Raw genomic sequence first — 21,554 nt, forward strand, 5'->3', positions numbered from 1 at the left:
TGTGATTGATTCGAGACGATCTGTCTGTGACCTTGCACCCTCGATAGGCCAGCTAAACTGCCCCTTTTCGTCGTCACGGTTTCGCGAGCGTGTCGTAAGGCTTTCAGATTGCGCAACTATTCGCTTGATCCGGCGGCCATCTTGAACAGACTGGGGCGCGGCTACATCTGTGACGTCCGCTGCCGCGACATTGCGGTGGTCCAGCCGTGTTGAATCACCGCAAGTTCAATTGCGACTTTCGTAGCCCTGATTTGGTCGGCGTGCTTCGTGGTCTTTTGGGGAGAGCGAATTGAGTTCGATTGACAGAACGGAGCATCCGGCTCCGGTAACCGGCGTCGAGCGTCATTCGCTTCGCCGCCAGGGATTTGTCAGGGCGTGCCGGCGCGGCCTCGCGCCGATCGGGCTGTTGGCCGCGCTGGCGCTCGGCGGCTGCGGCGACAAGAGCGCGCAATCGCAGGCCGCGCCTCCGGCGCCGCCCGTGACCGTCGCGCAGCCGGTCAAGCGCACCGTTACCGACTGGGATGAATTCACCGGTCGCTTCGAGGCGATCGAGGAGGTTCAGGTCCGCGCCCGCGTCGGCGGCTTCGTCAACAGTGTCGAGTTCAAGGACGGTGCGATCGTCCACACCGGCGATCTGCTTTACATCATCGATCCGCGGCCGTTCGAGGCGGTCGTGCTGCAGGCCGAAGGTCAGCTCGCCGACGCGCGCGCCAAGGGGGAGCTTGCCAAGCGCGATCTCGAGCGCGGGCTCAATCTGGTGCAGACCAGCGCGGTCTCGGAGCAGGTCGTCGACCAGCGCCGCCAGGCATTGCAGGCCGCGCGCGCCGCCGAGACACAGGCCGAGGGCACGCTGAAGGCCGCGCAGCTCAACGTCGAATTCAGCCATGTGCTGGCGCCGATCACCGGCCGCGTCAGCCGGCATCTGGTGACCCCGGGCAACCTGGTGCAGGGCAGCGAGAGCGGAGCGACGCTGCTCACCTCGATCGTGTCGCTCGATCCGATCTACATCTATTTCGACGTCGACGAGGCGACCTATCAGCGCAACAGCAAGCTGTGGTTCGAAGGCCGGCGGCCGAGCTCGCGCGATACGGCGAACCCGGTGCAGGTGACCCTGACCGGCGAGACCAAGCCCTCGCATGAGGGCAAGATGGATTTCCTCGACAACCGCCTCGACGTCTCGACCGCAACGCTGCGCAGCCGCGCGGTGATCCCGAACAAGGACCTCTCGATCCTGCCCGGCCAGTTCGGCCGCGTCCGCCTGATCGGCTCCTCGCCCTATGAGGCGCTGCTGATCCCGGATACCGCCATCGCCACCGACCAGTCGCGCAAGATCGTGTTCGTGGTCAAGGACGACAACACGGTGGAAGCACGAGCGGTCACGCTCGGACCGCTGGATGAGGGCTTGCGCGTGATCCGCGAAGGCCTCAAGCCGGAGGACCATGTGATCGTCGACGGGCTGCAACGCGCCCGCGTCGGCGCCAAGGTGACGCCGAAGATGGCCCAGGCTCCGGCCGAAGCCAAGCTCCCGGCAGGCGATAAGCCGGCGGCCGGCGACAAGCCCGCGGAAGCTGCCAAGCCCGCGGCAGGAGACAAGCCCCCGGCTGGAGACAAGCCGGCGGCAGGTGCCAAGCCATGAATCTCGGCAGGCTCTCCATCAACCAGCCCATCCTCGCGATGGTGCTGTCGATCGTGCTGCTGATCGTCGGCGCGATCGCCTATCCTACGCTGCCGGTCTCGGAATATCCGCAGGTCGTGCCGCCGACCGTCACGGTGACCACGCAGTATCCGGGTGCCTCGGCGCAGACCGTGTCCGACACCGTCGCCGCTCCGATCGAGCAGGAGATCAACGGCGTCGAGGACATGCTGTATCTCTACAGCCAGGCGACTTCGAACGGCCAGCTCACCATCACCGCGACCTTCAAGCTCGGCACCGACCTCGACAAGGCCCAGGTGCTGGTGCAGAACCGCGTCGCGATCGCGCAGCCGCGGCTGCCCGAAGAAGTCCAGCGCAACGGCGTCGTCACCCGCAAGAACTCGCCTGACATCCTGATGGTCGTGTTCATGCTGTCGCCCGACGACACGTTCGACCAGCTCTACATCTCCAACTACGCGCTGCTGCAGGTCCGCGACCAGCTGCTGCGGCTCGACGGCGTCGGCGACATCCAGATGTTCGGCGCGCGCGATTACTCGATGCGGCTGTGGCTCGATCCCGACCGGATCGCCAATCTCGGCCTGACCTCGGCCGAGGTGCTGGCGGCGATCCGGGCGCAGAACCTGCAGATCGCGGGCGGCCAGATCGCGGAGCCGCCGATCGCCGATCGCGCCTTCCAGCCGAACCTCGTGTTCACCGGCCGCCTCAAGGACATCAGGCAGTTCGAGGACATCGTGGTGAAGGCCGGCTCCGACGGCCGGACCGTGCGGCTGCGCGACGTCGCCCGCGTCGAGCTCGGTGCGCTGTCCTACGCCACCAACAGCTTCCTGCTGCGCAAATCGGCGGTCGCCCTGCTGGTGACGCAACGGCCGGGATCGAACGCGCTCGCCACCGCCAAGAGCATCTCCGACACGATGGAGCGGATGAAGGCGGGTTTCCCGAAGGGGCTCGACTACAACATCGGCTACAACCCGACCGAGTTCATCGCCCAATCGGTTCATGAGCTGATCAAGACGATCTACGAGGCGATGGCGCTCGTCGTCATCGTGGTGCTGGTGTTCCTGCAGGGATGGCGGCCTGCGATCATCCCGATCATCGCGATACCGGTGTCGCTGGTCGGCACCTTCGCGGTGATGGCCGCGCTCGGCTTCTCGATCAACAATCTGACGCTGTTCGGCCTGGTTCTCGCGGTCGGCATCGTGGTCGACGACGCCATCGTGGTGGTCGAGAATGTCGAGCGGCATCTCGAGCACGGCATGAGCCGGCGCGAGGCTGCGCTCAAGACCATGGAGGAGGTCGGCGGCGCGCTGGTCTCGATCGCGCTGGTGCTGTGCGCGGTGTTCGTGCCGACCGCCTTCCTCGGCGGCATCTCCGGGCAGTTCTTCCAGCAATTCGCCGTGACGATTGCGGTCGCGACCGCGATCTCCTGCTTCTGCTCGCTGACGCTGTCGCCGGCGCTGGCCTCGCAGATCCTGGTCCCGCACGAGGAGAAACGCCCGCCGGCACGCTGGAACATCATCGCGCGCGGCTGGGACAGCTTCACCGCGCTGTTCAACCGCGTATTCGACCGGCTGGCGCATGGCTATGCGGCGGTCGCCGACTTCGTGATCCGGCACACCGTGGTGATGGTCGCGATCTACCTCGTGTTGATCGGCAGCGCCGGCTGGCTGCTCGCGACCACCTCGCAGGGCTTCATTCCGGCGCAGGATCGCGGCTACGTCATCATCTCGGCGCAACTGCCGGGCGCCGCGTCGCTGGCGCGGACCACGGCTGTCGTGCGCGAGATCGAGCGGATTGCGCTGGATACGCCCGGTATCGTTCGCGTCGCGGCCTTCGCCGGCTTCTCCGGCGCGACGCGCACGCAGGCGGGTAATGCCGCGGCGCTGTTCCCGGTGTTCGACGAGCCGGAGGCACGCCTGAAGAAGGGACTGACGGCGACCGCGATCACGGCCGACCTGCGCAAGCGCCTGTCGGTGATCCAGGGCGCCTTCATCATCGTCATTCCGCCGCCGGCCGTGCCCGGTATCGGCACCGGCGGTGGTTTCACCATCCGCGTCCAGGATCGACAGGGGCGCGGGCCCGAATTGCTGGCGTCCGCGACCGACGAACTGGTGTTGGCCGCGCGCAAGTCGCCGAGCCTGACCTCGGTGTTCTCGCCCTATTCCGCGAACACCCCGCAATTGTTCGTCGATATAGATCGCGTCAAGGCGCAGAAGCTCGGCGTTCCCATCGCCAACATCACCGACACGATCGAGACCTATTTCGGTTCGACCTATGTCAACGACTTCAACCTGTTCGGGCGCACCTATCACGTCACGGCGCAGGCTGATCTGCCGTTCCGCAAGGAGACCACCGATCTTTCGCGGCTGCGCACCCGCAACGCCGCCGGCGACATGGTGATGCTCGGCAGTGTCGTGGACTTCAAGGACATCTCGGGTCCCGACCGTGTCGCACGCTACAATCTCTACTCGGCATCCGAACTGCAGGGTGAGCCGGCGCCGGGCGTCAGCTCGACGACGGCGCTCAACGCCATCAAGAAGCTCGCCGACGAAACCCTGCCGAGCGGCTTCTCGTTCGAATGGACCGATCTGTCCTACCAGCAGATCAACGGCGCCAACGCCGGCCTCTACGTGTTCCCGATCTGCGTGCTGTTCGTCTATCTGGTGCTGGCCGCGCAATATGGCAGCTGGACACTGCCGTTCGCGGTGATCCTGATCGTGCCGATGTGCCTGTTCGCGGCCACGATCGGCGTGCGCATCATGGGCCAGGACGTCAACATCCTGACCCAGATCGGCTTCGTGGTGCTGGTGGGCCTCGCCGCCAAGAACGCGATCCTGATCGTCGAGTTCGCGCGCGATATCGAGCTCGAGGGCAGGCCACGGCTGGAGGCGGTCATCGAGGCCTGCCGGCTTCGCCTGCGGCCGATCCTGATGACGTCGTTCGCCTTCATCCTCGGCGTGCTGCCGCTGGTGCTGTCGACCGGCTCGGGCTCGGAGATGCGCCAGGCGGTCGGTGTCGCCGTGTTCTTCGGCATGCTCGGCGTCACCCTGTTCGGCCTGGTCTTCACGCCGATCTTCTACATGGTGGTGCGCAACCTCGCGGAAGGAAAGAACGAGGGCAAACCGAAGGAACCCGCGGCTGTGGTGGGGTAGCGCGACCTGACGTTCCGCGGCTGCAAGTCTTTCCCCGTCATCCTGAGGTGCGAGCTCTTGCGAGCCTCGAAGGATGCACGGCCCCTGCCGGGCCATCGACCCTTCGAGACGCGCGTTCCGCGCTCCTCAGGGTGACGGGGAGCTATAGGCGCGCGACGACGCCAGCCCATACTTTTGGCTGATCGGACCGAGGCGGAAATCGATGGGCAGGCGCGGGGTTATAAAATAATGTCGCGCCGATTTTTCCTGATGAGAGACTGCTGGGAGAGCACAAAAATGAAGTCGGGATTTTTGGCTGCGGTCGCGGCTTGCAGCCTGATGCTTGCGGCGCCGGCGGCGGCACAAGGTGTCAAGATCGGCATCCTGAACGATCAGTCCGGCGTCTACGCCGACTACGGCGGAAAGTATTCGCTCGAGGCGGCGCGGATGGCGGTCGAGGATTTCGGCGGCGAGGTGCTGGGCCAGAAGATCGAGATCGTCACCGCCGACCATCAGAACAAGCCGGACCTCGCGACCGCAATCGCGCGGCGCTGGTACGAGGTCGAGAACGTCGACATGATCACCGAGCTCACCACTTCGTCGGTCGCGCTCGCGGTGCAGGAGCTGTCCAAGGAAAAGAAGAAGATCGACATCGTGGTGGGTGCGGCGACCTCGCGCATTTCAGGCGATGCCTGTACGCCCTACAGCTTCCACTGGGCCTACGACACCCGCGCGCTGGCGGTCGGCACCGGCGGGGCGCTGACGGAAGCGGGCGGCGACACGTGGTTCTTTCTGACCGCCGACTACGCCTTCGGGTACGCGCTGGAAAAGGACACCAGCGACATCGTCGCCTCGAAGGGCGGCAAGGTGGTCGGCTCGGTCCGCGTGCCGCTCAACTCGTCGGACTTCTCGTCCTTCCTGCTGCAGGCGCAGAGCTCGAAGGCCAAGATCATCGGGCTTGCCAATGCCGGGCTCGACACCACCAACTCGATCAAGCAGGCCGCCGAGTTCGGCATCGTCAGGGGCGGCCAGAAACTCGCCGGCCTGCTGATGACGCTGTCGGAGGTGCACGGTCTCGGGTTGGAGGCAGCCCAGGGTCTTGTCCTCACCGAAGGGTTCTACTGGGATCACGACGACGCCTCGCGCGCTTTCAGCGAGCGCTTCATCAAGCGCACCGGCCACATGCCGAGCATGATCCATGCCGGCACCTATTCGGCGACGCTGAGCTATTTGAAGGCGGTGAAGGCCGCCGGCACCAAGGACAGCGAAGCGGTCGCCGCGAAGCTGAAGGAGCTGCCGGTCGACGACGCCTTTGCCAAGGGCAAGGTGCTCGCCAACGGCCGCATGGTCCACGACCTCTACCTGTTCGAGGTCAAGAAGCCGTCGGAATCGAAGAAGCCGTGGGACTATTACAAGCAGCTCGCCGTGGTGCCGGGCGACAAGGCGTTCTTCAGCGCCAAGGACAGCGGCTGCCCGCTGACGAAGTGACGCGCAGCTGACGTATCACGCAGCTCGCGACACAACATCACCGTCGTCCCTGCCTTGTGCGCAATTGCGCACTGGAGCAGGGACCCATAACCACCGAACTTGGTTGTGAGATCAGGCTGGGGCCCCAGCCATCGCAAAACTCGACCCTGTGGTTATGGGTCCCGGGTCAAGCCCCGGGACGACAGCGGAGTGTGTGGCGCGATCGCGCCCTCAATGCACCAGCCGCCACACCGCGCCGCCGAGCGCGCCGATCCACAGGATGATGCACGCTGCGGCCTGGATGGCAAAACCTCGGCTGCGCTTCGCCACCGCCTCGCGATAACCGATGAAGTAGACGATGCGGCCGATCACCCAGAGTGCACCGACGGCTGCGGCCGCGGCATCGCCGACATAGATAGCGAACAGCCACAGCGACGGCAGGAAGATCGGCATCCATTCCAGCGTGTTCATCTGGATGCGGAAGATGCGCTCGAAATCCGGATTGCCCGAAATCGCCGGCAACTTGACGCCATAGGCGACGCGGGCGCGCGCGACCTGTGTCGAGGTGAAGAAATAGAACGCGACCGCAAGGCAGGTGACGATGGTCGTGTAGTGATACATGTCAGGCGTGTCCTCTTGTTTCATTGGCCCCGATGTCATGACGGGGCGGCAGCGACCGGTGTGACAGGCTGGACGATTTTGGGCGCGCCGATCTTCTGTCGGCGTTTCAGTACCCGGTCATCTCAAGATAGCCGATTCCCGCGTGGCTGCCCGCAAAGCGGATCGGGCCTTCCCAATAGGGGAAGCTCGTCCCCATCCAGGCCTTCGGATTGACCGGCGTGGTCTCGATGGCAAGGCCGTGCGCCGGAAGGGCGACGCGCCATGATGTCGGCAGCTTGCGGCCGTCGATCTCGGTGGTCGCAACCGGCGTGATGCTGTTGCCGGGGCCAGCGATCTCGGCCGAGCGGCCGTCCGGCGTGAGCCAGTTGCCGAACAGGTTCTCGCGGCCATCCTTCTGGCGCAGCCGGTACAGCATCAGCTTCTCGTCGCCGGGCAGATGCAGCGAGAACCAGTCCCAGCCGGTCTGATCCGCCGCCAATGGCTGGCTGCTCCATTCGCGATCCATCCAGGCCATACCCGTGACGTCGACCGGTCTGTCGTCGATCACGATGCGGCCGGATGTGTTGTAGAACGGCTGGCTGTAATAATAGGAGGCCTGTCCGCGATCCGACTTGCGGCTGTAGCCATGGTCGCCTTGCAGCACCAGCGGGCGATTGGCGTCGAGGTGGAGCGCGGTGCTGAAGTCGGCAGCCGAGGCCGTTAGCTCGAGCGGTGCGGCGCGCTGCGCATCGAACGGGTCGAGCCCGTGCATCTCCCAGGCGTCGATCCAGGCACGGAACGGCGTGGCCTCGACGCCGGCCTGACCGACGCCGCCGCGCGCAAAGGTTTCGCTGAAGCGATGCGTGGTGGCGCTGGTCACGGCAGCGTGGCCCATCCAGACCTGCTGATTGGCCCAGCCCTCGCTGGGGCCGCCCGGCTTCATCGCCTGGCGGAACAGCGTCCATTGCGCGCCATAGGCCGCACCATTCGCGTCGGAGAGATTCGCCGTGACGTACCACCACTCGATCCGGAACTCCGGATGCGGGCCGTGATCGATCGGGAATGCGAATGGCTTGCCCGGCGTGACGGCGGCAAAACCTTCGGCATTCTCGCCGAGCCCGGCAAAGCCCTGCGCAAGGCTCTTGCCGCCGAGCGCGAGCGCCAGCGCACCGCCGGCAAAGGTGCGGCGCGTGATGATCGCGCGAGCGGCGACTGTACGTCGTATGGACCGGCGCATCCGCAACCTCATGTCACCTCTCCCGCTTGCGGGGGAGGTCGTATCGCATCGAAGATGCGATACGGGTGGGGGCTCTTTCCGCAATGCGACTCGCGGAGATACCCCGACCCTGACCCTCCCCCGCAAGCGGGAGAGGGAATAGAGTTTCCTTGCGGTCGCTGATTGCCCTCATCGCGTCTCAGCGCTCATTGACGAAGATCCTGATCAGGCTGGCTGGCTGCATGCGCGCCAGTCTAGCGACCGGCAGCGCCGCCGCACAGAAGGCGGCAACGAGCGCCACCGCGAGCAGCTCGATCAGCTGCAACGGGAAGACCTGGAACGGCAGCCGCCAGCCGAACGCCTTCACATTGACGATCGCAAGCAGGCACCAGGCGACCAGAAGGCCGAGCGGCAGCGCGAACAGCGCGGTGATCAATGCGACCGCCATGGTCTTCAACAGTTCGAGCGCCGCGAGCCGCCGCCGCGTCAGGCCGATCGCCCACAGCGGCGCAAGCTGCGGCAGCCGCGAATTGGCCAGCGTGAGCAGGCTGGTCAGGAGCGCGATGCCGGCGACGCCGAGCGTGAAGGCGTTGAGCGCCGCGGTCACCGAGAAGGTGCGGTTGAACACCCGTTTGGATTCCCGCTTCATCGTCGCCTGGTCGGCGATGTTGCGGTCGTCGAGGCCGAACTTCTCCTGCAACGCCGCGATCACCGGCGCGATGTGATCTGGCGCGACGCGGAGTCCGATCCGGGTCTGCGGCGTCTGCGGGAAACGCCGGGTCAGCGCAGCGAAGTTGACGGCGATTTGGCCCTTGGGGTTGCCGTAATCGGCATAGATGCCGACGATCTCGAGCGGCCAGTTGCCGCCCGGGGCCGGCACCTCGATATGATCGCCAATCGCAAGCTTCATCCGCCGCGACAGCTGCTCGCTGACCAGACAAGTGTCGCCGGGACGCAAGCGCACCCAGGCATTCGCCGTGCTCTCCAGCAACGGCCAGTTGTCGCGATAGGTGGCGTGGTCCGGCAGGCCCAGCACCTCGATCGGCGCGCCGCCAAGCTGGGTATCGGCGCGGCCGCCGGGCAGGATCGCCGCGACTTCGGGCCGATCGCGCAGCCACGCCTTGATCTCCTTTGCCTGCTGATCGCTGGCGGCGCTGATGTAGACGTCGGCGGCGAGGCGGCCGTCGAGCCAGACCAGGAAGGTGCGGCTAAAGCTTTCCACCATGGTGCTGACGCCGACATTGACCGCGAGCGCGAGCAACAGCGCCATCAGCGCCAGCGACAGGCCCGAGAGCTGCTGGCGGCTGTCGGCCCAGAACCAGATGCCGACCGGCGCCCGTGCGCTGCGCTGGCCGAATGCGAGCGCGATTTGCAGCACCATCGGCAGGATCAACGCCGCGCCGAGCATCAGCGCGGCCAGCACCGCAAAACCCGCGATCAGGGAATCGCCGAACTGAATAAGAGCCGCTGCGACCGCAAACACCGCGAGCGCCGCGGCACTCTGGAACATGAGCCAGCGCCGTTGCGCCTGCTGCCAGGCCTGCGGCTGCGCCGTCGCCAGCACCGGCATCCGGATCGCCTTGGCAAGGCTCGCGGCGGCGGCTGCGAGCGCGCCCAGGATGCTGATAGCGATGCCGGCGAACCACCAGACGGGCTTGAGCGAAAGCTGTCCCGGGATCTGCGCGCCATAGAGCCCGCGCAGGGAGGCCGCGACATCGGGCAGCAAGGCTGCCGCGATGAAATAGCCGCAGACGAGGCCGATCAGGCCGGCGACCAGCGCCAGCGACACCAGCTCGATCACCAGCACGGTGTTGAGTAGCCGCGCCGAGACGCCGCAGGCGCGCAAGGTGCGCAGCATCGGCAGCCGCTGCTCGAAAGCGAGGCCGATCGCGGAGTTGACGATGAACAGGCCGACGAAGAACGACAGCAGGCCGAATGCGGTGAGGTTGAGATGGAAACTGTCGGTTAGCCGCTCGAGGTCGCTCTCGGCGCTCGGCTCCACCAGCCGAAGTTTTTCGCCTGCCACGCTTTCAAGCGTCGCGCGCGGCGTTTTCGATTTGCCGACCAGCAGGCGCGACACCAGGCCGGGCATCTTCAGGATGTCCTGCGCGATGCCGATATCGACGACGAGCGCGCCGGGCGCGAGCTCCGCCTGCACGCGCAGCGGCGGCAAACTCGTGCCGTTGGCCTGCGGCCGTTCGCCCTCCTTGAGGCCGAGATCGCGCAGCGTCTCGCCCGCCACCAGCATCTCGCCCGGCGGCGTGACAAAGGATAACAGGCTGCCGCGCCCGACCGCCGGTGCGTTGCCCACCTCGGACGGCAGCGTCACCGGCTCGACACCGAGCAGGCGCAAGCTGCGCCCGTCGATCTGGACCCGGCCCTCCAGCATCGGCGACACCGGCCAGCCGGCGCGGCGCAGATCGACGAACAGGTTTTGCGGGAAAGTCGCGCTGTCGCGGCTCACCAGCATGGCGGTGCGCGCGCCGCCGAAGGTCGCGGCGGCGCGGTCATAGGCGATGCGCGCCTGCTGGTTCAGCGCCTGCACGCCGCTCCACAGCGCGGTGGCCGAGATCAGCCCGATCAGCAGGGTTGCGAGCTGCATCGGATGCCGTCGCCAATGGCTGAGCAGCACGGCGAGGATCCAGAGCGCCCGCCTCATGCGATGACCCCGGCATGCAGGGTGACCTGGCGGTCGAGCGTCGCGGCGAGCCGCGCGCTGTGGGTGACCATCAGGAAGCCGCAGCCGGTGCGAGCAACCAGATCGCGCGCCAGAAGCAGCACCTCGTCGGCGGTGTCCTCGTCGAGATTGCCGGTCGGCTCGTCGGCAAGCAGCAACAGCGGCTTCGGCGCCAGCGCGCGGCCGATCGCGACGCGCTGCTGCTGGCCGCCGGACAATTGCTCGGGATAGCGCTTCAGGAGCTGCTTGAGCCCGAGGCGCTCGACCAGTTCGTCATGCCAGGCCGCATCGTGGCGGCCGGCGATGCGCGACTGGAACACGAGATTGTCCGCAACCGTGAGACTCGGGATCAGGTTGAACTGCTGGAACACGAGGCCGAGCCGGTCGCGGCGCAGCTCGGCGCGGCCGGCGTCGTTGAGACCGGAAACGGTGATGTCGGCGAGCCTGATCTCGCCGCTGTCGGCGGCATCGAGCCCCGCGATCAAATGCAGCAGCGTGCTCTTGCCGCTGCCGGATTCGCCTGACAGCGCCACGCTCTCGCCGGTCGTGACAGTGAGATCGACGCCGCGCAGCACCGCGACGTCTTCACCGGCAGAGCGGTAACTCTTGGTCAGGCCGGTGACGCGAAGCACCGCGGCGGTCTGGTCAGGTGAAGCGATGGCCGTGCCTCATTCAAGGCTTCTGGTATTTCAGGACGAACTCGTCGATCGGCACCGGCGCCTTGAAGACGGGAATGTCCTTCGGGTCCTCCGCATGATGCAGGAAATCGGCCTCGGCCACCAGCTTGAAGCCGGCCGCCTCGATCTCCTGCTTCAGGGTGCTCTCCTCGATCCGGTGCAGCGTCTTGGCGACGCTTGTGCCTTCGCCCACCTTGGCCGAGTGGTCCGCGATGACCAGGAAGCCGCCCGGCTTCAGCGCGGCGAACATCTTCTTGTTCATCGCGGCGCGATCGACCGGCAGATAGCTGATGTCGTGATAGAAAAAGAACAAGGTGATCATGTCGAGGTTGTTCACCTCGGGCGGGATCGGGTCGTCATAGTCGCGCACCAGATGGACGACGTTCTTCATCGCCGGTGCCTTGGCGCGGGTGTCGAACTTGTCCTTGACGAAGCGCTCGAGCACGGCAGCCGAATCCTGCGCGTAGACCTTGCCCGAAGGGGCGACCGTGCGCGCCAACAGTTCGGTGCTGTAGCCGGCGCTCGCCGCCATGTCGAGAACGGTCATGCCGGGCTTGACGCCGGCAAAGGCGAGCATCTTTGCCGGCTGGCGGCGCTGGTCGACCTGGCGATCCGCATCGCTGCGATCGGGCGCGGCGACGATCGCCGCGTAGTCTGGGCTTGCCGCGTCGTCGGCGCGGGCAGAAGGCACGGCGAGCAGTGCGGCGGATACAAGTGCAAGACAGGCGGCCGCGCGAAGGATCGATCTGTTCATGAAATAACCCAACCTTCAATAACCTCGGCTTTTCGTTGCCCCGAGCATAGCAGCCGGCCGATGACAGATCACCGCTTCACTGGCCGCGACGACGCGATCGTGATCGGGGCGCGCTTGCCCGGCCATCGTGTCGCGCCGGCCACAGAACCCGAGGAAATGCGGGTTGCGTTGCGCGGCGAGGCGTGGCTAGCATCCTGCCGAGGCCGATCTTACGAAGCCAAAAAACGAAACGACGGGGAGCCAGACATGACAACGCAACCGACGCCCAAAGGGATGTCGAAGGGGACGCCCAAAGGCGCCTGGCAAATCACCTTCCTTCTGTTCCTGTACATGGTGGTGAACTTTGCGGACAAGATCGTGGTCGGGCTTGCCGGCGTGCCGATCCGGAAGGAGATGGGTCTCACCCCGGAGCAGTTCGGCGATCTCGGCTCATCCTTCTTCTATCTGTTCTCGATCTCGGCGATCGTGGTCGGCTTCATCGTCAACCGCGTCGACACGCGTTGGGTGCTGCTGATCCTGGCGGTGATCTGGTCGCTGACGCAATTTCCGATGATCGGCACCGTCAGCCTCACGACGCTCACGATCTGCCGCATCATCCTCGGCGCCGGCGAGGGACCGGCCTTCTCTGTCGCCGCGCACGCGATCTACAAATGGTTTCCGGATGAGAAGCGCACGCTGCCGACCGCGATCCTGTCGCAGGGTTCGGCGTTTGGCGTGATCCTCGCGGTGCCCGCGCTGAACTGGATCATCGTCAATCACAGCTGGCATCACGCCTTCGGCGCGCTTGGAATCGTCGGTCTGCTCTGGACCGTCGCCTGGTTCGCGCTCGGCAAGGAAGGGCCGCTGGTGTCGACGGCTGCCGTTGTTGCCGATGAACCACGGATTCCCTACTGGAAGCTGCTGACGTCGCGCACCTTCGTTGGCTGCGTGGTCGCGACCTTCGGCGCCTATTGGGCGCTGTCGTTGGGCCTGACCTGGTTCACGTCGTTCATCATCGAGGGGCTCGGCTTCTCGCAGCAGCAAGCCGGCTTCGTCTCGATCCTGCCCTGGATCTTCGGTGCGACGATCGTGATCCTGACCGGCTGGATCTCGCAGCTGATGCTGGCGCGCGGCTTCACCACCCGCGGCGCGCGCGGCGTGCTCGGCTCGGTGCCGTTGATCGCCGGCGGCTGCATCCTCGCTGCGCTGCCCTATGCGCCGCCGGGCGCGCTGATGATCGCACTGCTGGTGATCGGCTCCGGCCTGTGCGGCTCGATCTATGTGGTGTGCCCGCCGATGCTCGGCGAGTTCACGCCGGTGTCGCAGCGTGGCGCGATCATCGCGATCTACGGTGCGCTCTACACCATCTCGGGCATCCTGGCGCCGATGGTGATGGGCAGTGTGATCCAGCACGCCGCCACGCCGATGGCCGGCTACATGAGCGGCTTCACCATCAACGCCGCGATCATGGCCGGCTCCGGCCTGCTCGGCTTGCTGTTGCTGTGGCCGAACACCGAGCGTGCGCGGCTGACCGGCGCGTCGCAGCCGGCGGGCACCATCAAGGGCGCGATGTCGCCGACGTAGGGGCGTGCCTTCCACCCTCCCCTGGAGGGGGAGGGTCGGATTACGTTGAGCGCAGCGAAATGTGAGACGGGGTGGGGTGATCTCTCAACACGGGCAGCATCCGTGTGGAGAGACCGTCACCCCACCCCGCTGCGCATTCCGCTTCGCTACATGCCCAGCGACCCTCCCCCTCCAGGGGAGGGTGACGCGGCGGCCGCGGTTCGCGTCAATGTCGAGCTCTCTGTAGCCCGGACTCTCTGGAGCCCGGATGAAGCGCAGCGAAATCCGGGGCCTTGCTATCCGCGGATAGAGCTGCCCCGAATTGCGCTTCGCTTCATCCGGGCTGCAAGCTACCTTAGTTCATCACCCCCTGCGCGCCGCGGACGAGCCTGCCCGGCCGCGCGCCGGTGGCCTTGCCCTTGAGCTGGGTGACGACGCCGGAGACGATGGTGGCGTCGTAGCCGTCGACCTGTTGCAAGAGGCGGCGGCCGCCGACCGGCAGGTCGTAATGCACCTTCGGCGGATGCAGGTGCAGCCGGTCGTAGTCGATCACGTTGACGTCGGCCTTGAAGCCCGGCGCGATCACGCCGCGATCAGTGAGCCCAACCGACAGCGCGGTCTTGCGCGACTGCGCCGCAATCACGAACGGGATCGAGAGCTTCTCGCCGCGGCTGCGGTCGCGCGTCCAGTGCGTCAAGAGATAGGTCGGGAAGCTGGCATCGCAGATGATGCCGCAATGCGCGCCGCCGTCGGACAGGCCGGGCACGGCGCTGGGTTCGCGCAGCATCTCATGCACGGCATCGAGATTGCCGTCGGCATAATTCAGGAACGGCACATAGAGCATGCCGCGGCCCTCGTCGGTCAGCATCGCGTCATAGGCGAGCTCTTCCGGCTGGCGGCCCTGGCGGCGCGCCTGCGGGCCGAGCGCGTTCTCCGGCGGCTGCTCATAGTCCGGCGGATTACCCAGTAGATACATCTTGTCGTAGTTCGGCCGGAAGAACAGCGGATCGTCGGTTGCCGTCGCGCTCTCGCCCAGGATCGCCGCGCGCACCTCGGGCCGGCGCAGATGCGTCAGCCGCTCCGCCAGCGGCAGCTTTGCGATTTCGCGATAGCTCGGATGGGTCTGGAACGGGTTGCGCGACAATTCCAGTCCAAGCAGCAGCCCGACCGGCCGCGCCGCGATCTGGGTCGTGATCGACAGGCCGCGCGCGGCGGCTTCATTGATGGTGTCCATGGTCTGCCGCCAGCGCCGCGGCGCCTTGTCGGCCTGAGCGACCGAGAACGAAATCGGGCATCTTGTGTTCTCGGCGACCCGCAGCATCATCGGCAGGTCTTCGTGAACGGTGCTCTGGTCGAGCACGAATTGCAGCACGCTGCGGCCGACGCCGTGCATCGCGCCGGCGATCGCGGTCAATTCATCCTCGCCTGCTTTCAGTGTCGGCGTGTAGTCGCCGGTCGAGGTGCGGTGATTGAGCGTGCGCGAGGTCGAGAAACCCAGCGCGCCCGATCGCACCGCATCGCCGGCGAGCGCCGCCATCGCCTTATTGTCCTCGGGCGTGGCGGGATCGCGGCGCGCGCCGCGCTCGCCCATCACATAGACGCGCAGCGCCGCGTGCGGCAGTTGCGCGCCGATGTCCATGTCGAAGCTGCGCTTCGACAGCCACTCCATGTAGTCGGGGAAGCTCTCCCACGCCCAGGGAATGCCGGCGCTCAGCACCGGCTCCGGAATGTCCTCGACGCCTTCCATCAGCTGGATCAGCCTGCCGTGGTCGCTCGGCCGGCACGGCGCGAAGCCGACGCCGCAATTGCCCATGATGGCGGTGGTGACGCCGTTCTGCGATGACGGCGTGATGTCCTGGCTCCAGGTCACCTGGCCGTCGTAATGGGTGTGGACATCGACGAAGCCGGGCGCCACCAGTCTGCCGCGGGCGTCGATCTCTTCCTTGCCTTTTGCGGCGACCTTGCCGACGTCGGTGATCTTGCCGCCGGTGATCGCGACATCGGCTTCATAGAGGTCGCCGCCCTTGCCGTCGGCGATGTTGCCGCCGCGGATCACGAGGTCTGGGGTCGAGGTCATGGCGTTTCATCCCGTGGCTGTTCTTGGTTGCCGGCATCATGGGTGAGCCCCTGATGCTGTCAACCAGCGCCGATGAAGCCCTGGGATGCACTGGCGATGATTTGCCAGCGAGAACCAATCGTTGCCGCCCGGCGGAAATTTGTTCCGCCAGGCAAGCTTCCGCGGACTATCGCGCGCCGAAGAAGGCCGTCTTCTGGGTCTCCTCGGCCTGCAGCCGGGCGCGCACCCGCATCAGGTCCTTCCAGCCGATGTAGCCGACGAGGCGCTGGTCTTCGCGCGAGATGACCGGCAGATGCGAGACGTTGACCTGCATCAGGCGGTCGGCGAGCCGGTCGAGATATTCATCCGGGTAGGCGACCGTGATCTTGCTGCCCGTTAGCAGTTGGCCGAGCGTCGCGGTGCGATGCTTGCCGGCGCGGCGCCAGCGCAGCACGGAGGGCGGATCGATCACGCCGAGCACGTGACGGTTAGCGTCGACGACGGGGAAGCTCGGATGACCGGTCTTCGGGTTGGTCAGGAAGGCCGCGGCGCCGTGCAGCGTCATGCTGTCGGAGACGGTCTCGACCGCCTTGGTCATCACGTCACGCACGCGCGTCAGCGCGAAGGGATCGACCCGGTACTCGCGCACCAGGTGATGGCCGCGCCGCGCGACCTTCTCGGTCAGGATCGAGCGCCGCATCAGCAGCACCGTGACGCCGTGCGCGGTGCCGCAGGCTGCGATCAATGGCAGCAGTACATGGGTGTTGCCGGTGAGCTCGACCGCGAAGAAGGTCGCGGTCAGCGGCGAGCGCATCGTGCCACCCATCGTCGCCGCCATCGCCAGCAGCGCCCAGAAGCCGGGGCTCGCCGCCGGCAGATAGCCGCTCAGCGCCGTTCCCATCGCACCGCCCATGATGAGCAGCGGCGCCAGCACGCCGCCCGACGTGCCGGAGCCGAGCGCAACCGACCAGATCACGGCCTTCACCACCAGCAGCAGCAGCGCGGCTTTCAGCACCACCTCGCCGTTCAGCATCGAAGCAAGGTTGTCATAGCCGACACCGAGCGCCTGCGGTTCGATCAGCCCGCCGAGGCCCACGACCAGGCCGCCGATCAGCGGCCACCACATCCAGTGGATCGGCAGCTTCAGGAAGATGTCCTCGCAGCCATAGACCAGCTGGGTGAGCACGCCCGACAGCAGCCCGGAGAGGATTCCGATCAGGATCCAGGCGCCGAGCTGGAGCACGGAGATGTCGACGCCGCCCGTGAACGGAAACAGTGGCGCGGGCATGTGCAGGAAGGTGCGGCCGACCGCGGCCACCACGGCAGCGACGGTGACGGGAATGAAGCTGCGCGGCGTCCATTCGAACAGCAGGAGTTCGACGGCGAGCATGATCGCAGCGATCGGCGTTCCGAACACGGTGGTCATGCCGGCGGCGGCGCCGGCCACCAGCAAGGTCTTGCGCTCGTTGTCCGTCACCGGAAGCATCTGCGCGATCAGCGAGCCGATCGCGCCGCCCGTCATGATGATCGGGCCCTCGGCGCCGAACGGACCGCCGGTGCCGATCGACACCGCCGACGACAATGGCTTCAGGATCGCCACCTTGGGGTCGAGCCGGGAACGGCCAAGGAGGATTGCCTCGATCGCCTCCGGAATGCCGTGACCGCGGATCTTCTCGCTGCCGAAGCGTGCCATCAGGCCGATGATCAGCGAGCCCGCGACCGGAACCAGCACGGTCCAGAGGCCAAGCGGCGAATCCTGCAATTTCAGGTCGGCGAAGCTGAACTGGCCGAAATAGGCGATGTTGGTGGCAAGCTTGATCAGCTGCAGAAGTCCTGCACCGGCCAGCACGCCGGCGGCGGAGACAAACACGGCGATCGCCGAGATCACCACGACGCGCGGATCGGTGGTGAAGTCGCTCAGCAGGTGACTGGCCTTGTCGCCGATCTTGGCGCTGGTTTTGGCGGAGGTGCTCGATTTGGTGGAAATGACGCTCATTGGTGGCGTAAGGCTCGGTGAAGTGGACGTGGGCGTCATATCGCATTGCGATATAATTACAAGCCGGAGACATCGAATGGCAGCGTTGAAAGGTCCGCCGAAATCGCAGGCCAAAGCACCGAACAAGGCCCGAAAACGGGTTCCTAGCCAGGCCGATTACGAGGCGCTGTCGCAATTTCGCTATCTGATCCGACGCTTTCTGGAATTCAGCCAGGATGCCGCGAAAGCCAAGGGCCTGACGCCCCGGCAGCATCAGGCCTTGCTGGCGATCAGGGGCTATCCGGGCGGCGGGCCGGTCACGATCGGCGATCTGGCCGAGCGGCTGCGGCTTCGTCATCACACCACCGTCGAACTGGTCGACCGGCTGTCCGAGGCGGGCCTGGTCGAGCGCGTGCTCGACCCCGCCGACCAGCGGCGGGTGCTGCTGAAGCTAACCGGCCTCGCGGCCGATCATCTCGCCGAACTGTCTGCGGTTCATCTCGATGAGCTGTCGCGGATCGAGCCGCTCTTGAAGCAGGTGCTGTCGCGGCGATCGGAATGAATGCGCAGCGTGCACGACGCTGGACGCAACCGGCGTCCATCGCCCGGGACTGGCGGTGTCGTTACCTACAACTTGAGCATGTAAAACTTGGATTTTAATGCACGCTGCGATGCAACGATATGCCTTGTCATTGTCACGAAACCTTCATAGACCATGCTGGGGGCGATATCAGTAGATGGACGGCGGCCGGTCGTGACCGAGGCGGGGACTGCCATTGCCGTCAGGCATGGCGATCAGGCGGAAATCGAACTCAAGCTGCTTGCACCGCAAGGAAGCCTCGAAAAGCTGCGCGAGGCAGCCTGCATCGTGCAGCATGCGCGCAACCGCGGCGCATTTCACCGGCTGGAAACCGTCTATTACGACACGCCGGAGCGGCTGTTGTTTCGGCATGGCATGTCACTGCGCGTGCGACGCAGCGGCAACACGTTCATCCAAACGCTGAAGCTTTCACCCAATGGCTCGCAGCCTCTGAGGCGGCGCCAATGGGAGGTGCCGCTTGAGAGCATCGCCCCTGATCTGGCGCGATTGCCCGCCGACGAGGTCGGCGATCCCGTGGCGGCGCTGAGCAACGATGCGCTGGTGTCGGTCTTCGCGACAAAGGTACGCCGGCACGCGCGGCAGCTCGACCTGCCCGATGCGTCGGTTGAAATCGCATTCGACGAGGGGACGATCGAGGCCGATGCGCGCCAGGAGGTCCTGTCGGAAATCGAGCTTGAACTGAAGAGCGGCAATGCCGGCGTCCTGTTCGATCTCGGAACGCAGTTGCTCGATGCGGCGCCGCTCCAGATCGGCACGCGCAGCAAGGCGGAACGCGGCTATGCGCTCGCGTTCGATGTCGTGCCATCGGCAGCGAAGGCCGAGTTGTCAGGCATCACCGCGGAGCTCGTGGTCGACGACGTCATCGCGTTGCTGGTGGGCTCCTGCTGGCATCATCTGTTGAAAAATCACGCGGTGGCCGAGCAGGGATCGGACCCCGAAGGCGTGCACCAGATGCGCGTGGCCTTGCGACGCTTGCGGACGATCTGCGCGCTGTTCCGGCGCGACATTCCATCGCCGGCATTTCTGGCGGTCAACAGCGAAGCAAAATGGCTGATGCGGCAGCTCGGCCAGGCCCGGGATTGGGACGTCTTCGCCGAAACGACGATCACCCGCTTGGTCAGCGCGGTTCCGGATATCGACCTGGATGGCCTTCGCCGGGCGGTTCAGCAGCAACGGAAGTCGAGTTACGGCACCTTGCAGAACGTCCTGGCCGATCCCCGGTGCAGCCGCTTCCTGCTCTCGCTCGGGCATCTGGTGGAACGTCGCGGCTGGCGTAACGAGATCGACAGCGAAGCGCTGGCTGTCCTGTCGCAACCGATGCCGGTGCTCGCCGACAAGATTCTGGAACGATTGCATCGCAAGACGTTGAAGCGGGGTGCGGGCTTCCGGCGGCTCGATATCCACGCGCAGCACAATCTCAGGATCAACCTCAAGAAGTTGCGCTATGCGGCGGAGTTCTTCCTGCCGCTCTATGCGTCCCACGCGCCGGCGAAGCGCTACGTGAAGCGGCTCGCCGGGTTGCAGACCAGTCTGGGGCGGGTGTGCGACATCGGAAGCACGCGCGTGCTGCTCCATACGATCCGGCAGGACGACCAGCCCGCGCTTCATCTCGGCATCGGCGCGATAACCGGCTGGCTGGCCCGTGATCAGATCGCGGTGACGAAAGCGCTGCGCAAGAGTTGGCGGCGGTTCAAGACGACGCCTGCATTCTGGGGCCGATGAGTTTGGCGGCGGCAAGTATTGGCCGCGCCTCTCGTCGACGACGGCTCGATGCGCGGTGAGAGCGGGATGCCCTAGCGGGACTGCGCCTGCATTACAACTGCGGAGGCCTGCGGCTTGCGCTCGGTCACCAGTGCAAGCAGCACGGTCAGCACCATGAACACCACCGAGGCGCCGAACACCCAATGCGACATGTGCTGGTCCATGATCCAGCCGAACAGCAGCGGGCTGACGATGCCGCCGAAGTTGAAGCCGGTGGAGACGATGCCGAAGGCGCGGCCGGCGGCGCCGGGAGGCGCGGCGTTGCGCACCATCATGTCGCGGGAGGGCGCGATCACGCCGCCGAGGAATCCGGCAAGCCCCATCGCGAGCGTGAGCGCCACCGGCGGCAGGTTCATCAGCGCGATCAGCAGCACCAGAACGGCATTGACCGCGAAGCAGGCCGCGGCAAGCTGGCTGTGGCGATGGGTCCAGTCGGCGAGATAGCCGCCGGCGAGCACGCCCGCGGCGCTGGCGCCGAGGAAGGCGGTGAGTGCGACGTTGGCGGTCGAGAACGACGCGCCGTAGCCGCCCATCAGCGCGACCACGCCGAAATTGTTGATGCCCGAGGTCGACAGGCTGAGCAGCGTGAAGAAGGCGGTCAGAACCATCAGCGCCGGCGTGATCACGCTCGCCTTCGGCGCCGCGTCGTCCTTCGACTTGCTCTTGTTGGCGCCGGCATCGGGAATGCCGAGCACGATCAGGAACAGCGCCACCAGCGGGCCGACCGCGCCGGCAACGATCAGCGCGCCGAGCCCGCCGATCGAGGCGACCAGTGCTGCCATGATCGCAGGCGCCACCGCGCCGCCGAGGAAGCCGGCGAAGGTGTGGATCGAGAAGGCGCGGCCCATCCGCGCCTCGTCCATATGGGCCGAGAGGATCGCGTAGTCGGCCGGATGGTAGACGCTGTTGGCGAGGCCGAGCGCCACCGCACAGACGATCAGCGAAGTATAGCTCAGATGCAGGCCGAGCCCGATCAGCGCACAGCCGCCGATGGTCAGCCCGATCAGCAGGATCTTGCGCGCCCCGATATGGTCGGCGAGGTAGCCGATCGGCGCCTGGGTCAGGCCGGAGACCGCCGCAAACACCGTCAGCGCGAAACCGAGCTCGACATAGCCGACGCCGAGCTGCTGCTTCAGGAACGGGAACAGCATCGGCAGCACGAAGATATGGAAGTGGCTGACCCAATGGGCGACCGAAATCCCCGTCAGCGTGCGCAGCGCGCTGTCGGCTTTCGCTTGCTGCGGTGCGGCCAGAATGTCGACCATGTCAGTGAAACCCTAATTCCATAGCGTTTTCGAGCGAAGTGGGTCGCGGTTCGCGTGAAGAAAACGCGTCAAAAAAATGCCCGGCAGGGCGGGCAGAAAATAAAGGCTGGGCGCTAATTGTCCATGAACGCGCCTGCATGGCTGCCCCCGGCGCGGGCGTGCCGGATCGACACATGCGGCA

At 66.0% G+C, this 21,554-nt stretch carries 14 protein-coding genes; 6 read left to right on the forward strand and 8 right to left on the reverse strand.

What is annotated here, in order from left to right; genetic code table 11:
• Positions 1-397 precede the first annotated feature (397 nt).
• From HU230_RS35850 to HU230_RS35860, 3 genes are all read left to right on the forward strand, one after another.
• Positions 398-1,636: an efflux RND transporter periplasmic adaptor subunit gene (locus tag HU230_RS35850; protein WP_224944265.1), complete on the forward strand. Its 1,239-nt coding sequence runs from the start codon at positions 398-400 to the stop codon at positions 1,634-1,636.
• Entirely contained in the window at positions 1,633-4,803 is a 3,171-nt protein-coding gene (locus HU230_RS35855; protein ID WP_176534147.1) for an efflux RND transporter permease subunit, read from the forward strand. Before HU230_RS35850 ends, HU230_RS35855 begins: the two co-directional genes overlap by 4 nt.
• 276 nt (positions 4,804-5,079) lie before the next feature.
• The gene (locus HU230_RS35860; protein ID WP_176534146.1) at positions 5,080-6,270 is read left to right on the forward strand and encodes an ABC transporter substrate-binding protein; all 1,191 of its coding nucleotides are present in this window, start codon (positions 5,080-5,082) and stop codon (positions 6,268-6,270) included.
• A gap of 210 nt (positions 6,271-6,480) precedes the next feature.
• Here HU230_RS35860 and HU230_RS35865 read toward each other — a convergent pair whose 3' ends face one another.
• The 5 genes from HU230_RS35865 to HU230_RS35885 all read right to left on the reverse strand — a co-directional run bounded on the left by HU230_RS35865 (position 6,481) and on the right by HU230_RS35885 (position 12,173).
• Complete coding sequence (locus HU230_RS35865; protein ID WP_176535266.1) at positions 6,481-6,870, reverse strand: MAPEG family protein; 390 nt, start codon at positions 6,868-6,870, stop codon at positions 6,481-6,483.
• Between the two features lie 106 nt (positions 6,871-6,976).
• Positions 6,977-8,086, reverse strand: a complete 1,110-nt coding sequence (locus HU230_RS35870) for a lipocalin-like domain-containing protein (protein WP_176534145.1) — start codon at positions 8,084-8,086, stop codon at positions 6,977-6,979.
• A 178-nt stretch (positions 8,087-8,264) separates the two neighbouring features.
• Positions 8,265-10,724 carry an ABC transporter permease gene (locus HU230_RS35875; protein WP_176534144.1) on the reverse strand — a complete coding sequence of 820 codons (2,460 nt, stop codon included), beginning with the start codon at positions 10,722-10,724 and terminating at the stop codon, positions 8,265-8,267.
• The gene (locus HU230_RS35880; protein WP_176534143.1) at positions 10,721-11,374 is read right to left on the reverse strand and encodes an ABC transporter ATP-binding protein; all 654 of its coding nucleotides are present in this window, start codon (positions 11,372-11,374) and stop codon (positions 10,721-10,723) included. Before HU230_RS35880 ends, HU230_RS35875 begins: the two co-directional genes overlap by 4 nt.
• A gap of 40 nt (positions 11,375-11,414) precedes the next feature.
• Complete coding sequence (locus tag HU230_RS35885; protein ID WP_176534142.1) at positions 11,415-12,173, reverse strand: class I SAM-dependent methyltransferase; 759 nt, start codon at positions 12,171-12,173, stop codon at positions 11,415-11,417.
• Between the two features lie 246 nt (positions 12,174-12,419).
• Between HU230_RS35885 and HU230_RS35890 the strand changes: the two genes are divergently transcribed.
• Complete coding sequence (locus HU230_RS35890) at positions 12,420-13,736, forward strand: MFS transporter (protein WP_176534141.1); 1,317 nt, start codon at positions 12,420-12,422, stop codon at positions 13,734-13,736.
• A gap of 334 nt (positions 13,737-14,070) precedes the next feature.
• On the opposite strand, the gene HU230_RS35895 is transcribed toward HU230_RS35890, so the two are convergent.
• Positions 14,071-15,792, reverse strand: coding sequence for an N-acyl-D-amino-acid deacylase family protein (locus tag HU230_RS35895; protein ID WP_176534140.1), 1,722 nt, complete (start codon positions 15,790-15,792; stop codon positions 14,071-14,073).
• A gap of 166 nt (positions 15,793-15,958) precedes the next feature.
• A complete protein-coding gene (locus HU230_RS35900) occupies positions 15,959-17,767 on the reverse strand; it encodes a chloride channel protein (protein ID WP_176534139.1) in 1,809 nt (602 codons plus the stop codon).
• 76 nt (positions 17,768-17,843) lie between these two features.
• Here HU230_RS35900 and HU230_RS35905 point away from each other — a divergent pair, with 76 nt between their 5' ends.
• Together HU230_RS35905 and HU230_RS35910 are read left to right on the forward strand one after the other, a co-directional pair.
• Complete coding sequence (locus tag HU230_RS35905) at positions 17,844-18,308, forward strand: MarR family winged helix-turn-helix transcriptional regulator (protein WP_176534138.1); 465 nt, start codon at positions 17,844-17,846, stop codon at positions 18,306-18,308.
• Positions 18,309-18,500: 192 nt separating this feature from the next.
• A complete protein-coding gene (locus tag HU230_RS35910) occupies positions 18,501-20,069 on the forward strand; it encodes a CYTH and CHAD domain-containing protein (RefSeq protein WP_176534137.1) in 1,569 nt (522 codons plus the stop codon).
• 71 nt (positions 20,070-20,140) lie between these two features.
• Here HU230_RS35910 and HU230_RS35915 read toward each other — a convergent pair whose 3' ends face one another.
• The gene (locus tag HU230_RS35915) at positions 20,141-21,373 is read right to left on the reverse strand and encodes an MFS transporter (RefSeq protein ID WP_176534136.1); all 1,233 of its coding nucleotides are present in this window, start codon (positions 21,371-21,373) and stop codon (positions 20,141-20,143) included.
• Positions 21,374-21,554 lie beyond the last annotated feature (181 nt).

Origin of the sequence: Bradyrhizobium quebecense (assembly GCF_013373795.3) — a bacterium.
Taxonomy (GTDB): Bacteria; Pseudomonadota; Alphaproteobacteria; order Rhizobiales; family Xanthobacteraceae; genus Bradyrhizobium; species Bradyrhizobium quebecense.

Excerpts from the sequence above, each read along its gene's own strand:
- HU230_RS35855 (WP_176534147.1), top strand. The coding sequence starts at position 1,633 with ATGAATCTCGGCAGGCTCTCCATCAACCAGCCCATCCTCGCGATGGTG.
- HU230_RS35900 (WP_176534139.1), bottom strand. The coding sequence starts at position 17,767 with ATGAGCGTCATTTCCACCAAATCGAGCACCTCCGCCAAAACCAGCGCC.
- HU230_RS35875 (WP_176534144.1), bottom strand. The coding sequence starts at position 10,724 with ATGAGGCGGGCGCTCTGGATCCTCGCCGTGCTGCTCAGCCATTGGCGA.
- HU230_RS35890 (WP_176534141.1), top strand. The coding sequence starts at position 12,420 with ATGACAACGCAACCGACGCCCAAAGGGATGTCGAAGGGGACGCCCAAA.
- HU230_RS35870 (WP_176534145.1), bottom strand. The coding sequence starts at position 8,086 with ATGCGCCGGTCCATACGACGTACAGTCGCCGCTCGCGCGATCATCACG.
- HU230_RS35905 (WP_176534138.1), top strand. The coding sequence starts at position 17,844 with ATGGCAGCGTTGAAAGGTCCGCCGAAATCGCAGGCCAAAGCACCGAAC.
- HU230_RS35865 (WP_176535266.1), bottom strand. The coding sequence starts at position 6,870 with ATGTATCACTACACGACCATCGTCACCTGCCTTGCGGTCGCGTTCTAT.
- HU230_RS35860 (WP_176534146.1), top strand. The coding sequence starts at position 5,080 with ATGAAGTCGGGATTTTTGGCTGCGGTCGCGGCTTGCAGCCTGATGCTT.
- HU230_RS35915 (WP_176534136.1), bottom strand. The coding sequence starts at position 21,373 with ATGGTCGACATTCTGGCCGCACCGCAGCAAGCGAAAGCCGACAGCGCG.
- HU230_RS35885 (WP_176534142.1), bottom strand. The coding sequence starts at position 12,173 with ATGAACAGATCGATCCTTCGCGCGGCCGCCTGTCTTGCACTTGTATCC.
- HU230_RS35895 (WP_176534140.1), bottom strand. The coding sequence starts at position 15,792 with ATGACCTCGACCCCAGACCTCGTGATCCGCGGCGGCAACATCGCCGAC.